Raw genomic sequence first — 14,042 nt, 5'->3', positions numbered from 1 at the left:
CTTACTGGCCGCGCAGGAACAGGCGGTCGAGGTCAGCCACGGTGAGCTGGATCCAGGTCGGCCGGCCGTGGTTGCACTGGTCGGCGCGCTCGGTGGCTTCCATCTGGCGCAGCAGCGCGTTCATCTCGTCGAGGTTCAGGCGGCGGTTGGCGCGCACGGCGGAGTGGCACGCCAGCGTGGCGAGCAGCTCGTTCTGGCGTTCGGCCAGCACGCGCGAGCCGCCGTAGGCGTGGAGGTCGCGCAGCACGTCGCGGGCGAGGGCCTGTGCATCGGCCTTTTGCAGCAGCGTCGGCACCGAGCGCACGGCGAGCGTCGTCGGCGAGACGGCAGAGATGTCGAAACCGAGCAGCGCGAGCGTGTCGCGGTATTCCTCTGCGGTGCCGATCTCCACCGCGCTCGCGGCAAACGTAACCGGGATCAGCAGCGGCTGCACCTCGACGCGCTTGGCTTCCAGCGCCGTCTTCAGCTGCTCGTACAGGATGCGCTCGTGCGCCGCGTGCATGTCGACCAGCACCATGCCGCGCGCGTTCTGCGCCAGCACGTAGATGCCGTGCAACTGGGCGATGGCGAAGCCGAGCGGGTGGTCGTCGTCTTCGTCGGCCTGCGCTGCAGCGGCGGGCTCTGCCACGGCGGTGGCCGTGTCGGCAGTCGCGGTGCCGCCGTCGAACAGCGTGGCGGCGCTCGGCACGTCGGCCATCCATGCGGGACGCGACGCCGGCATCGGCGTGCTGTCACCGCGCATCATCGACAGGTATTCCGCGCGCGGCTGCGCAATGCCGAGCGACGTCTGCCGCGCCGCCATCTGGTTGATCCACCGCGTGGTGTTGTCCGCCGGCGAGGGCACGGCCGGCACTTGCGCCGCATCGCCGATATCGGTGCGCAGGCTGTCGCCTTGCTCGCCCGCGTGGCGCGCCAGCGCGCGCTGCACGGCGTGGTAGACGAACTGGTGCACCGCGCGGCTGTCGCGGAAGCGCACCTCGATCTTCGAGGGATGCACGTTCACGTCCACAGCCTCGGGCGGCAGTTCGAGGCACAGCACGTAGGCGGGAAAGCGGTCGCCGTGCAGCACGTCTTCGTAGGCGCTGCGCACGGCGTGCGTGAGCAGGCGGTCTCGCACGAAGCGGCCGTTGACGTAGAAGAACTGGTGGTCTGCGCGGCCGCGCGAGGCCGTGGGCAGGCCGGCAAAACCGAAGATGCGGAGTTCGCCCGCCTGCTCTTCGAACGGCAGTCGCGCGCGCGCGAATTCGGTGCCGAGCACGGCCGCCGTGCGGACATCCGCTTGCGTGGCGTTCCAGTGCTCCAGCGGCTTGCCGTTGTGATGCACGGAGATCGCCACGTCGGGCCGCGCCAGCGCGGTGCGGCGGATCACCTCCAGGCAGTGGCCCAGCTCGGTTTGTTCGGTCTTGAGGAATTTGCGGCGCGCCGGCGTATTGAAGTACAGATGCTGCACGTCGACCGTCGTGCCGACGCCGCCCGAAGCCGGCTGCACGCGTCCGGTCTGGGCGATGATCTGCGTCGCGTGCGCGTCGTTGGCGGTGCGCGAGGTGAGCGTCAGCTCAGCCACCGAGGCAATCGAGGCCAGCGCCTCGCCGCGAAAGCCTAGCGTCGCCACCGATTCCAGCTCTTCCAGCGAGCCGATCTTGCTGGTCGCATGCCGCATCAGCGCAACGGGCAGTTCATCGGCCGGAATGCCGCCGCCGTTGTCGGTAATGGCAATGCGCCGCACGCCGCCTTCTTCGAGCTTGATCTGCAGCTGCGTGGCGCCCGCATCAAGCGCGTTTTCCAGCAGCTCCTTGACCACGGATGCGGGCCGCTCGACCACCTCGCCGGCCGCGATCTGGCTGATCAGCTGGTCGGGGAGCGGGCGGATGGGGCGGCGGGACGTGGCGGCGGAATTCATCGCGGCATTATAAATGTCACGCCCTGTGCGTCGCAGCGCCGCAAGCCCTGCCAGGGATAAGGGGAAATCGAAGTCACATCCGGTATCATTTCCCGCTCGCTTAGGGGGATGGTTTGGATATCGTGATGCAACTGGTCGACATCGTGCTGCATGTCGACAAATCGCTGGGCCTGCTGATTCAGCAATATGGCGCGTGGGTCTACGTGCTGCTGTTCGCCATTGTGTTTGCCGAAACCGGCCTGGTGGTGTTGCCCTTCCTGCCAGGCGACACGCTGCTCTTCATTGCCGGCGCCATGTGCGCGACCGGCCAGATGGACGCGTGGCTGCTCATCGTGTTGCTGGTGATTGCCGCCACGACAGGCAATACCGTCAACTATTTCATCGGCTCCTGGATCGGCCCCAAGGTGTTCGACGGTCACATCCGCTTTCTCGATCACCAGGCGCTGATGAAGACGCACGGCTTCTACGAGCGCCACGGCGGCAAGACGCTCGTGATGGCGCGCTTCATCCCCGTGGTGCGGACGTTTGCTCCGTTCGTCGCCGGCGTGTCGAAGATGACGTTTGCGAAGTTCCAGCTCTTCAACATGATCGGCGCCGTGCTGTGGGTGGTGATCCTGGTGCTGTCGGGCGAAGCGTTCGGCAACGTTCCGGTGATCCGCGATCACCTGAACACGATCGTGCTGATCGGCCTGGGCGCGGCGATCGTGCCGCTGGCGCTGGGCGGGGTGTGGAAGCTCCTCAAGCGCCGCCGTGCCGCGGCGCCGAAGTGAGCGTCAGTTCAGGTTCTTGCTCATGGCGCGCAGCGTCGGCATGCGCTCCTTGAGCTTGGCGGCGTCGGCCGCATCGGGCCGCGCATCGACATAGGCTTCCAGGTCGGCCAAGGCCGGCCGGAAGCATTCCAGGTTGGCGTAGGCGAGCCCCCGGTCACGCACTTCCTCAATGGAATCCGGCAGCAGGATCACCAGCCGTTGCTGCACCGCCAGCAGTCGCTGCCAGCGCGACTCCTGCAGGTAGATCGCCTTCAGGTTGCGCAGCATGCGCGCGATGATCTCGCGGTGCGTCGCCACCTGCAGGAATACCCCGAGCGGCACCGTGTTCGGGTCTTCGATGCCTTCCTTTTCCAGGTACGGGTCGAGCATGTCCTGCAGCTCTTCCTTCGACAGCGTCTGCCCAGTGAGCGGATCGATCACGACTTCACCGGCCGGAATGCTCATGCGCACCAGGAAGTGGTTCGGGAACGACACCCCCTTGAGCGGCAGCCCGATCTGCTGGCCGATCTCCATCAGCAGCACCGCCAGCGAGATCGGAATGCCGCGCCGGGTTTGCAGCACCGCGTTCAGATACGAGTTCTCGGGGTCGTAGTAATCGTTTGCATTGGGCCCGAAGCCCAGCTCGCGATAGAAGAACTGATTGAGCAGGCGCAGGCGCTGGATGGCCGGCGTGCCGTCGGCGATGCGGTTCTTGATGCGCGCGACGAGCACGTCGATGGCGGCGAGCTCGGCCTGCAGGTCCAGGTCGGGATACGCGTCCTGTGCGATGGACAGCGCCGTTTCGGTGAGGGGGATGCTGTCGTCGTCCGCGACCAGGGCCGAAAAATAATCGAGGACTTTCGTGGTCATCAGATGGCCTTTTTGCGGAACGTGGAGAACTTCAACCCGGTCAGCCACAGTGTACCGAAATACACCACCGCGCACAGGACCAGGCAAGCGCTCAACAGCGCAATGCGCACCAGGGGCTTGGCACCGAGCGCCACCCAGTCGAAATTGTGCGCGAGCCACAGCAGCAGCGCCCAGAGCAGCAGCACGGCCGACGTCACCTGTGCGAGAAACAGCCTCCAGCCCGGCAGCGGGTGGTAATAGCCGCGGCGGCGCAATCCGAAGAACAGCAGCGCCGCATTGATGGTCGCGCCAAAGCTGATCGACAGCGCCAGCCCCGCGTGCCCGAACACCGGCACGAAGAAGTAGTTGGAGAGCTGCGTGGCTGCCAGCACCACCAGCGCGATCTTCACCGGCGTGCGGATGTCCTGCCGCGCATAAAAGCCCGGCGCCAGGATCTTGATGACGATCAGCCCGATCAGCCCCACGCCGTACGACACCAGCGCCTGGCGTGTCATCTCGACGTCGATGCCCGTGAACTTGCCGTAGTGGAACAGCGTGGCCGTGAGCGGCGCACCGAAAACGAACAGCCCTACGGCCGACGGCACCGCCAGCAGCACCGTCAGGCGCAGGCCCCAGTCGAGCAGCGACGAGTATTCCTCACGGTTGTCGTCCGCGCTGGCCTTCGAGAGGCTCGGCAGCAGGATCGTCCCGAGCGCCACGCCCAGCAGCGCGGTCGGGAATTCCATCAAGCGGTCCGCATAATTCAGCCACGACACGCTGCCGGTCGGCAGGCGCGACGCGATGTTCGTATTGATGATCAGGCTGATCTGTGCCACCGATACCGACAGCGTGGCCGGCAGCATCTGCTTGAGCACGCGCCGCACGCCCGGGTGGTGCCACGCCGCACGCACGTTGAACGACACGCGCGGCAGCATCCCGACCTTGCGCAGCGACGGAACCTGGATGGCCAGCTGCAGGATGCCGCCCACCATCACCGCGTAGGCCTGCGCGTAGATGGGCGTCTCGAGATGCGGCGCGACGAACACCGCCGCCACGATGAACGATAGATTGAGCAACACCGGCGTGAACGCAGGCACCGCAAACTGCCGCCACGTATTCAGGATGCCTGAGGCCAGGGCCACCAGCGACACCAGCCCAATGTACGGGAACATCACCCGCGTCATGAAGACGGCGGAGATGTACGCCTGGCTCTCGTGCTCCTTGAAGCCGGTTGCCACGGCCGTGACGATCAAGGGCGCGCCGATCACACCCAGCGCCGAGACGATCACCAGGAACCACGTCATCACCGTAGCGACGGAATCGACCAGTGCGCGGGTCTCGGCTTCGCCCTGGCGGTTCTTGAACTCGCCCAGGATCGGCACGAACGCCTGCGAGAACGCCCCCTCGGCCGAGAGCCGGCGCAGCAGGTTCGGGATGCGGAAGGCCACGTTGAAAGCGTCGGTGTAGACCGAGGCGCCGAAGGCGCGGGCGATCAGCGTTTCGCGGATGAGCCCCGTGATGCGCGAGAGCATCGTCAGGCCGCTGATCGTGGCGAGGGTTTTGAGCAGATTCAAGATGAATGCGTGGTTGGGCGCAGGGCGATCACGATGGCGGTCTGACTGCATGCGGGTGCCACGGTTCGCGGCGGGCGCTGCGCAATGCGGCCGTATTATAGGGATGGCCCCGCCACATGCCTAAAAGTGAAGCAAGCGTCGCAGAGCAGTCGTGTCGGGGCGATTTCGCAACACGGTTTGCATCCGCCTGAGGAATCTGCGTATAATTGCCGTTTCTCACGCATTCGCGCGCTTCGGCCTTCCGTGTCTCCCGGGGCGCTTGCAACAGTTTTCTTCAGGAAATTTTCCATGGCAAACACCGCACAAGCACGCAAGCGCGCACGCCAGGCCGTCGTTCTGAACGCCCACAACTCGGCTCTGCGTTCGCGTCTGCGCACCGCGATCAAGGGCGTTCGCAAGGCCATCGCCGGTGGCGATAAGGCTGCGGCAGCCGCTGCATTCAAGACGGCGCAAAGCACCATCGACAGCATCGCCGACAAGAAGATCGTCCACAAGAACAAGGCTGCACGCGCGAAGTCGCGTCTGTCCGCTGCCATCAAGGCAATGGCTGCCTGATTTCGGTGGTGCCGGCTCTGCCGGCACGGCGTGGCGGTCGACGTCACGCACCGACGATAAAAAAGCCTGTCCGAGGACAGGCTTTTTGCTTTTGTGCGCCGGTGTTCTTCGGCGCTGGAAGCGCGGGCCCGAGGCCCTGCGCGCTAGCCTTTCGGGGCAGGGGCCCCTGCGTCGGGCAGGATGCAGGCTTCCACGAGCTGGAGATTGTTGTCGTGCGCGAAGTTCAGCACGAAATCCAGCGCTTTGGGTTCAATCTCGCGCAGCCGCTCGTCGACGAAGACGCTCTTGACGCCTCCGGACATGACGGGGCGCACGTAAGGGGAATAGGTAAAGCGTGGGTCTCCGGTATCGCCGGGGGGGCGAAACTGCGCCATCACACCGCACAGCCGGTCGGCCCAGTCGCTCGGGCGGAAGGTCTTTCCGTCACGGGTGACGCCCTGGATGAAGAATTGGCGGGGGTTGGCTGCCATGGACTGCGTGGGGCTGTGGAGATTTGCAAACGACTTCGACCGCGCGTGTGCCGCAACGTTCGAACGGGTGCACTTGTGGTGCGGATGATGCGCTTGCCCGGTTGCCGCTTGATGAACATGCAGGCCCGTTCTATTGCGCGGGATTGCAGCGGAGCAGGACTTCCGGGGTAGCCAGTATTATATCTTATATAAGACTTTCATCGGCCTTTCACCGGCGCACGCGCGAGGCGCGCGGCTGTCCGGCGTGAAGCTCGCCAAACGGGCAGTGATCCCGTATGATGGACCGAATCTTCACCAAGACAAGGCGGCTAGGGCGGTGTGCCAGGAAGGTTTCCGGTGCGCCATCTGCGGGCCGCCTTCGTTGTTTTATGAACCCACCAAGCTCGATCAAGCACTACCTGCAGTTCAAGGACTTTTCGCTGGAAGAGTACGAGTACCTGCTGGACCGTTCCGCGATCCTCAAGGCCAAGTTCAAGAACTACGAGACGTGGCACCCGCTGCACGACCGCACGCTGGCCATGATCTTCGAGAAGAATTCCACGCGTACGCGCCTGTCGTTCGAAGCGGGCATTCACCAGCTCGGCGGCCACGCGGTCTTCCTCAACACGCGCGACTCTCAACTGGGGCGCGGCGAGCCGATCGAAGACGCGGCGCAGGTCATCTCGCGCATGACCGACATCATCATGATCCGCACCTTCGGGCAGGAGATCATCGAACGGTTTGCCGCGCATTCGCGCGTGCCGGTCATCAACGGGCTGACCAACGAATACCACCCGTGCCAGGTGCTGGCCGACATCTTCACCTTCATCGAGCACCGCGGCCCCATCAAGGGCAAGACGGTCACCTGGGTGGGTGATGCCAACAACATGGCGTACACGTGGATCCAGGCGGCTGAGATCCTCGGCTTCCGGTTCCACTTTTCCGCGCCGAAGGGCTATCAGCTTGACCCGGCCATGGTGGCGGATTCCAGCCTGCCGTTCGTGCATGTGTTCGAAAACCCGCTCGAGGCCTGCGAGGGCGCCCATCTCGTGACCACCGACGTGTGGACCAGCATGGGCTACGAAGCCGAGAACGAAGCGCGCAAGAAGGCCTTTGGCGACTGGATGGTGACCGAGGCGATGATGCAGCGTGCGCAGCCGGATGCGCTGTTCATGCACTGCCTGCCTGCGCACCGCGGCGAGGAAGTCGAAGCGGCGGTCATCGACGGCAAGCAGAGCGTCGTGTGGGACGAGGCGGAAAACCGTCTGCACGTGCAGAAGGCGCTGATGGAATACCTGCTCTGCGGCCGGTACTGAAAGCTGCCTGCAGCCGAGGCCATGAAAAAAAGGCCGCTCCGATGCACTTCGGAGCGGCCTTTTGCTTTGAGGCGACGGTCGGTTACTTCTTGTCGCCGCCAAGCTGCGGCAGTGCGTTGCTGGTGCCGAGCGACAGCAGGCCGGCCTTCGCGTAGATGGCCAGCTTGTCGCGCGTGTCCATCAGGTCGAGGTTGCGCATGGTCAGCTGGCCGATACGGTCAGCCGGGCTGAACGGCGCGTCTTCCACCTTCTCCATCGACAGACGCTCCGGCGCGTAGGTCAGGTTGGGCGACTCGGTGTTCAGGATCGAGTAGTCGTTGCCGCGACGCAGTTCCAGCGTGACGGTGCCGGTCACGGCGCGGGCCACCCAGCGCTGGGCGGTTTCGCGCAGCATGATCGCTTGCGGGTCGAACCAGCGGCCCTGGTACAGCAGACGGCCCAGGCGCAGGCCGTTGATGCGGTACTGCTCGATGGTGTCTTCGTTGTGGATGCCGGTCACCAGGCGCTCGTAGGCGATGTGCAGCAGCGCCATGCCCGGGGCTTCGTAGATGCCGCGGCTCTTGGCTTCGATGATGCGGTTCTCGATCTGGTCGCTCATGCCCAGGCCGTGACGGCCGCCGATGCGGTTCAGCTCGAGGAACATCTCCACCGGGTCGGCAATCTCGCGGCCGTTGACGGCGACCGGACGGCCTTCGTCGAACGTGACCGACACTTCTTCGGCCTTGACCTCGACTTCCGGCTTCCAGAACGCCACGCCCATGATCGGGTTGACGATGCGGATGCCGCTGTTCAGGTGCTCCAGATCCTTGGCCTCGTGCGTGGCGCCCAGCATGTTGCTGTCCGTCGAGTAGGCCTTTTCGGCGCTCATCTTGTAGCCGAAACCTTCCTTCGTCATGAAGGCCGACATTTCGGCGCGGCCGCCCAACTCGTCGATGAAGGCCTGGTCTAGCCACGGCTTGTAGATCTTCAGCGCCGGGTTCGTCAGCAGGCCGTAGCGGTAGAAGCGCTCGATGTCGTTGCCCTTGAAGGTCGAGCCGTCGCCCCAGATGTTGACGTCGTCTTCCTTCATGGCGGCGACCAGCATGGTGCCGGTCACGGCGCGGCCCAGCGGCGTGGTGTTGAAGTACGTAATGCCGCCGGTGCTGATGTGGAACGCGCCGGACTGGATAGCGGCAATCCCTTCATTGGCCAGCTGCGGGCGGCAGTCGATCAGGCGGGCCTTCTCTGCACCGTACTCCATCGCCTTGCGCGGGATGGCATCGTAGTCTTCCTCGTCGGGCTGGCCGAGATTGGCGGTGTAGGCATAGGGCAGCGCGCCCTTGTTCTTCATCCAGCGCAGCGCTGCGCTGGTATCGAGACCGCCCGAGAAGGCAATGCCGACCTTCTGGCCGACGGGAACGTGTTGCAGGATGGTTTCCATAATCTTTCTCTTCAAATAGCCGTTCAGGATTCAAACCGGCTCACGATCTGTAGCGAGCGCTCCGAGGTTGGTTCGAGAAGCGCAGCCGTACACGGGTACAGCGAGCATCGCAGGGCCAAGATCGGAGTGCGCAGTAGGATCGCGAGCTGGTTTCAGGCGTAGTGGCAGATGTAGTGGTAGGCCTCGGTCACTCGAATGTCGAACTTCGAGTTGGCCGGAACCTGGAAGCTCTCGCCTGCGCCGGACGTCTTCCATTCATCGGTGCCGTCGAGCTTGTATTCGCACGAACCGCCCACGCATTCCATGATCTCGGCGGCGGCCGTGCTGAAGGTCAGCGTGGCCGGCAGCACCACGCCCACGGACTTCCTGGTGCCGTCGGGCAGGGTAAAGCTGTGGCTGACGCACTTTCCGTCAAAGTACACATTGGCCTTGGTGGTCAGGCGGACGCCGTCAAAGGTTTCGGTGGTCATGAAATGGAACGCGAAAAGGGAGGTCGTGGGGTCAAACCAGCCATTTTAGGCCATTGGATCGACCGCGGGTACGTCAGGCGGAGGCTGCCCGAATCCAGGCACGGGGCATGTGGCGCAAGATGCCCAGCGCGCCCATCCGGTCGCCTGTTTACACCACGACGGGTTCAGGTTCGATGCGCACGCCAAAGCGCGCATGAACCGCGTCCTGGATCTCGCGCGCCAGCGTCATCAGCTGGACCGCGCTGCCGCCGCCTCGGTGCACCAGCACCAGCGCCTGTTTTTCGTATACACCCACCGCGCCGCTCTGCCGGCCCTTGAAGCCGCACTGATCGATCAACCAGCCGGCGGCGAGCTTGTACGTGCCGTCGGGCTGCACATATCCGACCAGATTCGGGAAACGCTCGGCGAGGGCATCGCGCGTGGCGGCATCGACGATGGGGTTCTTGAAGAAGCTGCCGGCGTTGCCGATCTCGGCTGGGTCGGGCAGCTTCCGGCGGCGGATGGCGACCACCGCATCGAAGATGTCCTGCGCCGTGGGGCCGGCGATGTTTTGCGCGGACAGCTCGCGCGCGAGTTCGGCGTAATGCGTGTCGGGCTGCCAATCGACCGGCAGGGCGAAGGTGACCTCGGTGATGACGTAGCGATCGGCGCCGGCACGCTTGAAGAGGCTGTCGCGATAGCCAAAGGCGCAATCGGTGGCGGCGAGGGTGACGAATTCGCCGGCGTGGCGGTCGTAGGCGCGCAGGGAATGGAAGCGGTCCTTGATCTCGACACCGTATGCGCCAATGTTCTGGATGGGCGCGGCGCCCACCGTGCCGGGAATCAGCGCGAGGTTTTCCAGCCCAGGCAAGCCATGCGCCACCGTGTGGGCGACCAGGCCATGCCACGATTCGCCGGCGCCTGCGGTGACGGTGTGGACTGCGCGGCCATCGACCATGCTTCGGCCGGTCGCGATGCCCGGAATCTCCATCAGCAGCACCAGGCCTTCGAAATCGCGTGTGAGCACGACGTTGCTGCCACCGCCCAGCACCAGCACCGGCAAGCCCTGCACGCGCGGGTCGGCCAGCGCGGCGGGAATGTCGTCCGGCGTGCGAACGTGGGCGGCATAGCGCGCAGTGGCCTCGAAACGGAACGTGTTGTGCTGGCCTAGGGGATAATGCGTGTCGAGCAACGCCATGGCGCCAAATCTGCTGGGAAAGCCGAGATTATAGAAGCCATGGCGCACGCGGCCCCCGCACACAGGCGCCGCAGCAACCCGATTCAAGTCTGCAAGGAGAACACGATGCCGTCGTTTGACGTGGTATGCGAAGCCAACATGGTGGAAGTGAAGAACGCCGTGGAACAGGCCAACAAAGAAATTTCGACGCGATTCGACTTCAAGGGCTCCGACTCCCGCGTCGAGCACAAGGAGCAGGAACTCACGCTGTTTGCCGACGACGATTTCAAGATCGGTCAGGTCAACGACGTGCTGATGAACAAGCTTGCCAAGCGCAACGTCGACGTGCGCTTCCTGGACTACCAGGACAAGCAAAAGATCGGCGGCGACAAGATGAAGCAGGTCGTCAAGATCAAGAAGGGCGTCTCGGGCGACCTGGCCAAGAAGATCGTCAAGACGATCAAGGACAGCAAGATCAAGGTGCAGGCGAGCATCCAGGGCGACGCGGTGCGCGTGACCGGCGCCAAGCGAGACGACCTGCAAAGCGTGATTGCCATGCTGCGCAAGGAAGTGAGCGACACCCCGCTGGATTTCAACAACTTCCGCGACTGACCGGCTCGCCGACTTCAACCAAACCAAGCAAAAACGCCCCGCACATGCCATACGGGGCGTTTTGCTTTGGACTGCGTGGAGGCTAGGGGCGGCTTACCACTGGTACGACGCACCCGCGCCCACGGTAGTGGCGGCGCTGGACATGCCCACGCCAGCCTTCACCTTGATGTTGGCGTTGATGCGCGCCTCGCCGCCCAGCGCCACGGCCTGGTAGCCTTGGTAGTTGGCCGTGCCGATGCCCAGCGACAGGGTCTTGCCCGGGTCCACGCCTGGAATCATCGACAGCGCGGTGGCTGCAGCGATACCGGCGTAGGCCGTGCGCGACACGTCGGCAATCTGGTTTTGCACGCCGCCAATCGCACGATCCATCTGACCCTTGTTCACGGCATCGGTATCGCGCACGCCTTCGGCTACGTTGCCGAGAACGCGCTCATTGCCTGCCGAGCCGAACGACACCTCGTTGTCACGCGTGGCCATCGAACCGGCACCGATGGCCACCGAGTTGTTGCCCGTTGCCGTGGACCCCTGACCCATTGCCGTGCTGTTCTTACCCGTTGCGATGGCACCCGCGCCGACAGCCGTGCTGTTGTCGCCCGAGGCCACGGAGCCCGCACCAACGACGGTCGAACCGGGGCCGCCCGTGCCCTGCGCATCCGAGCCACCACCCGTGCCGCTGCCCGAACCCACGACGGACTCCAGACCCGACACGCGGCCATCCAACGCAGCGATCTTCTCGTTGGTGGCGAACAACTGGCTGCCGTTCACGGCGTCCTTGCTGTCTGGCGTAATGGCGCCCATGCCCACGTTGTGCAGCACCGTACCGAACAGCGGGTCGCCGCCAAACGTAACGGACTTCATGTCCGCGCTGTCATAGCGCGTCGCCATCAGCGGGTCGAGCGGGTCAACCATGTTGTAGCCGATCACTGACTTCAACTGTCCGACGCTCACCGCATCGGTGTTAGCCACGCCAGCGCCCACGCCGCTGAGCACGCGCACGCCATCCGTGCCGGCAAAGTTCACCGACGTACCACCCGCGGCAGCCGCCACGTTGATGGCGTGGGTGGTCGCATCCTGCTGCACCAGGCCGATCGAGCCCGAGCCGATCTTCGTTTGCAGATCGGTGATGTTCGTCTCGCTGGCCGTCACGCGCGTGCTCAGGGCACTCACGTTGCTGTTGGTTGTGTTCAGCTGATCGCCCGTCACTGCGTCCTTGCTGCCCGGCGCCACGGTGCCGTTGGCCAGGCCCGTGAGCTTGCGGCCGGCGCCGCCCTTGCCGGTGAAATCCACCTCCGTGCCATCGGCGTCCTTACCGACCGTCAGCTTGCCGCCCCCAGCGGCTTGCTGCACCAGGCCCACCGTGCCCGAGCCCACGGCCTTCTGCAGATCGGTGATGCTGGTTTCATTGCTCGTCACACGGCCATTCAGGTTCGTCACCACAGCGCCCACGTTGTTGACCGTGGTCGTGCCGCCCTTGCCATCACCCACGGTGAAGCTCGGAGCCTCGATCGAACCGTCCGCATTGACGCTCGCACCGCCGCCCATGGCCGAAGCCACGCTGTCGGCCACGCCATACAGCTGGCCGCCGTTGATGGCATCCTTGCTGGTGGACGAGACCGTGCCGGCAGCCATGTTGACGATCTTGCGCTTGGTGGTGGCGTTACCCACCGACACGGTGTTGGCCACATCCGCCACCGAATCTGCACCCAGGGCGACGGCGCTATTGGCCGTAGCCGATGCCTGGTACCCGAGCGCCAGCGAGTTTGAGTTGGTCGCCTGGGAACGAAGTCCCATGGCAACGGCGCTCTGCCCGGACGCTACGGTGGCTGCGCCGATGGCAATGGAGCTTGCATCGCCGTTGGCTTTGGCCAATTCGCCAATGGCGACTGTGCCGCTGTTGCCCGCGGCGCCCGTCGATTCAGAACCGGCGCCAATGGCAATGTTCGTTGAGCGGCCGCTGACCGTTGCCGCGGCGGCACCGCCGATCTTGACGAGCGTGTTGTCTACCTTGGTTGCCAGCGCCGCATTCATTTGGCCGAAGTTGACGGCGTCATTGTCTTTCGTGCCGGCGGCCACATTGGTGATCTGGCGCGTCATGCCGAGGCCGGCATTACCAACAGAGACCGACAGGTCGCGATCCGTAACGGAGCCGTTGCCCAGGGCAACGGAAGCCGCGTTGTTTGCTTGAGCATCGGGCCCCAGCGCCACGCTTCCATAGTCGGCCGCAGACCTTCGCCCCATAGCGATCGAGGTGTTGGCCAGGCCCGGAATTCCTACCAATCCGCTCGTAGTTCCCGTAGGACGATCCGTGGCACTGGTGTCGCGTCCAATAGCGATGGCACCTGCAACCTGCCCGGCCGAATAATCCGTCGTCTTCGATGCTTCGCCAATAGCGACATCCGAGGTTCCTGCTGCGGCCCCCCATTCGTTTGCGACCCTGATTCCAATCATGCTGTTCGTACCAATCGAACGCGGCGCTAAGGTGCTCACCACCGGCTTGTCCTCGTCGGTCTCGTCTTCGTCATCGGCGTCAGCCGCTAACGCAGTGCCCGAGATCGACAGCATGGCGGCAGCCACCAGCGCCAGGGCAGTCTCGCCCTTCTTGCGGCCACGGGCCAGTTCCGAAGCGGCGACATACGTTCCGGTGGCGGTGTTGAAAACAGTGCGATAGGTCTTGTTCATGATCCTCGTCCTTCCCGTGAATTGATCATTGGTGACGGATTCAGCATAAGGATGGAGGGGTGTTTCCTGAATAAGAAAAGTCTTAAAGGAAATGCGTCCACAAACCAGAAAACCGCACCGTAGCGCCAATTGCGCGGCGTCAAAAACACTAAACCCCCGCACCGGGCGGGGGTCTTGCAAGCGCCGTACAGCGTTATTCCGCTTCTTGGCCGCGCGGCCGGTAAGGCGTGCCGACAACGCTTTGCGTGCCGAATCCAACGCTTCACCCTGGCCCGAGACCTAGAGCAAGGCATAGCCCTCCAGCGATGCGGGC

The 14,042-nt window shown here is 64.4% G+C and carries 12 protein-coding genes; 4 read left to right on the top strand and 8 right to left on the bottom strand.

Translation table 11 applies throughout. The features are described from left to right. Position 1: 1 nt before the first annotated feature. On the bottom strand, positions 2–1,900 hold the full coding sequence (gene mutL / locus A6M56_RS15710; RefSeq protein WP_045787594.1) for a DNA mismatch repair endonuclease MutL: 1,899 nt from the start codon (positions 1,898–1,900) through the stop codon (positions 2–4). Between the two features lie 125 nt (positions 1,901–2,025). Here mutL and A6M56_RS15705 point away from each other — a divergent pair, with 125 nt between their 5' ends. Next, positions 2,026–2,670, top strand: coding sequence for a VTT domain-containing protein (locus tag A6M56_RS15705; RefSeq protein WP_102080078.1), 645 nt, complete (start codon positions 2,026–2,028; stop codon positions 2,668–2,670). Between the two features lie 3 nt (positions 2,671–2,673). Here A6M56_RS15705 and A6M56_RS15700 read toward each other — a convergent pair whose 3' ends face one another. Both A6M56_RS15700 and murJ read right to left on the bottom strand, forming a co-directional pair. After that, on the bottom strand, positions 2,674–3,519 hold the full coding sequence (locus A6M56_RS15700) for a SirB1 family protein (protein ID WP_045787592.1): 846 nt from the start codon (positions 3,517–3,519) through the stop codon (positions 2,674–2,676). Next, positions 3,519–5,072 carry a murein biosynthesis integral membrane protein MurJ gene (murJ, locus tag A6M56_RS15695; RefSeq protein WP_045787933.1) on the bottom strand — a complete coding sequence of 518 codons (1,554 nt, stop codon included), beginning with the start codon at positions 5,070–5,072 and terminating at the stop codon, positions 3,519–3,521. The genes A6M56_RS15700 and murJ overlap by 1 nt, the downstream gene beginning before the upstream one ends. A gap of 288 nt (positions 5,073–5,360) precedes the next feature. Here murJ and rpsT point away from each other — a divergent pair, with 288 nt between their 5' ends. Further along, positions 5,361–5,627, top strand: a complete 267-nt coding sequence (gene rpsT / locus A6M56_RS15690) for a 30S ribosomal protein S20 (RefSeq protein ID WP_045787591.1) — start codon at positions 5,361–5,363, stop codon at positions 5,625–5,627. A gap of 143 nt (positions 5,628–5,770) precedes the next feature. Here rpsT and A6M56_RS15685 read toward each other — a convergent pair whose 3' ends face one another. Continuing rightward, on the bottom strand, positions 5,771–6,097 hold the full coding sequence (locus A6M56_RS15685) for a DUF3579 domain-containing protein (protein WP_062737907.1): 327 nt from the start codon (positions 6,095–6,097) through the stop codon (positions 5,771–5,773). 368 nt (positions 6,098–6,465) lie between these two features. Between A6M56_RS15685 and argF the strand changes: the two genes are divergently transcribed. Next, positions 6,466–7,392, top strand: coding sequence for an ornithine carbamoyltransferase (gene argF / locus A6M56_RS15680; protein ID WP_045787589.1), 927 nt, complete (start codon positions 6,466–6,468; stop codon positions 7,390–7,392). Between the two features lie 82 nt (positions 7,393–7,474). Here the strand turns inward: argF and argG are convergent, their stop codons facing one another. From argG to murB, 3 genes are all read right to left on the bottom strand, one after another. Beyond that, positions 7,475–8,812: an argininosuccinate synthase gene (argG, locus tag A6M56_RS15675; RefSeq protein WP_045787588.1), complete on the bottom strand. Its 1,338-nt coding sequence runs from the start codon at positions 8,810–8,812 to the stop codon at positions 7,475–7,477. A gap of 152 nt (positions 8,813–8,964) precedes the next feature. Further along, on the bottom strand, positions 8,965–9,282 hold the full coding sequence (gene ppnP / locus A6M56_RS15670; protein ID WP_045787587.1) for a pyrimidine/purine nucleoside phosphorylase: 318 nt from the start codon (positions 9,280–9,282) through the stop codon (positions 8,965–8,967). A 148-nt stretch (positions 9,283–9,430) separates the two neighbouring features. Further along, complete coding sequence (gene murB / locus A6M56_RS15665; RefSeq protein WP_286758240.1) at positions 9,431–10,459, bottom strand: UDP-N-acetylmuramate dehydrogenase; 1,029 nt, start codon at positions 10,457–10,459, stop codon at positions 9,431–9,433. 105 nt (positions 10,460–10,564) lie between these two features. Between murB and A6M56_RS15660 the strand changes: the two genes are divergently transcribed. Beyond that, positions 10,565–11,050, top strand: a complete 486-nt coding sequence (locus A6M56_RS15660; protein ID WP_045202696.1) for a YajQ family cyclic di-GMP-binding protein — start codon at positions 10,565–10,567, stop codon at positions 11,048–11,050. Positions 11,051–11,143: 93 nt separating this feature from the next. Here A6M56_RS15660 and A6M56_RS15655 read toward each other — a convergent pair whose 3' ends face one another. Then, positions 11,144–13,987, bottom strand: coding sequence for a YadA-like family protein (locus tag A6M56_RS15655; RefSeq protein ID WP_145997199.1), 2,844 nt, complete (start codon positions 13,985–13,987; stop codon positions 11,144–11,146). Positions 13,988–14,042: the final 55 nt, after the last annotated feature.

The sequence above is a fragment of the Ralstonia sp. RL genome (assembly GCF_001683835.1).
In the GTDB taxonomy this organism is placed as follows: Bacteria; Pseudomonadota; Gammaproteobacteria; order Burkholderiales; family Burkholderiaceae; genus Ralstonia; species Ralstonia mannitolilytica.
Note: the sequence above shows the minus strand (reverse complement) of the source record. Positions and strands in the feature narration are given on the sequence as shown.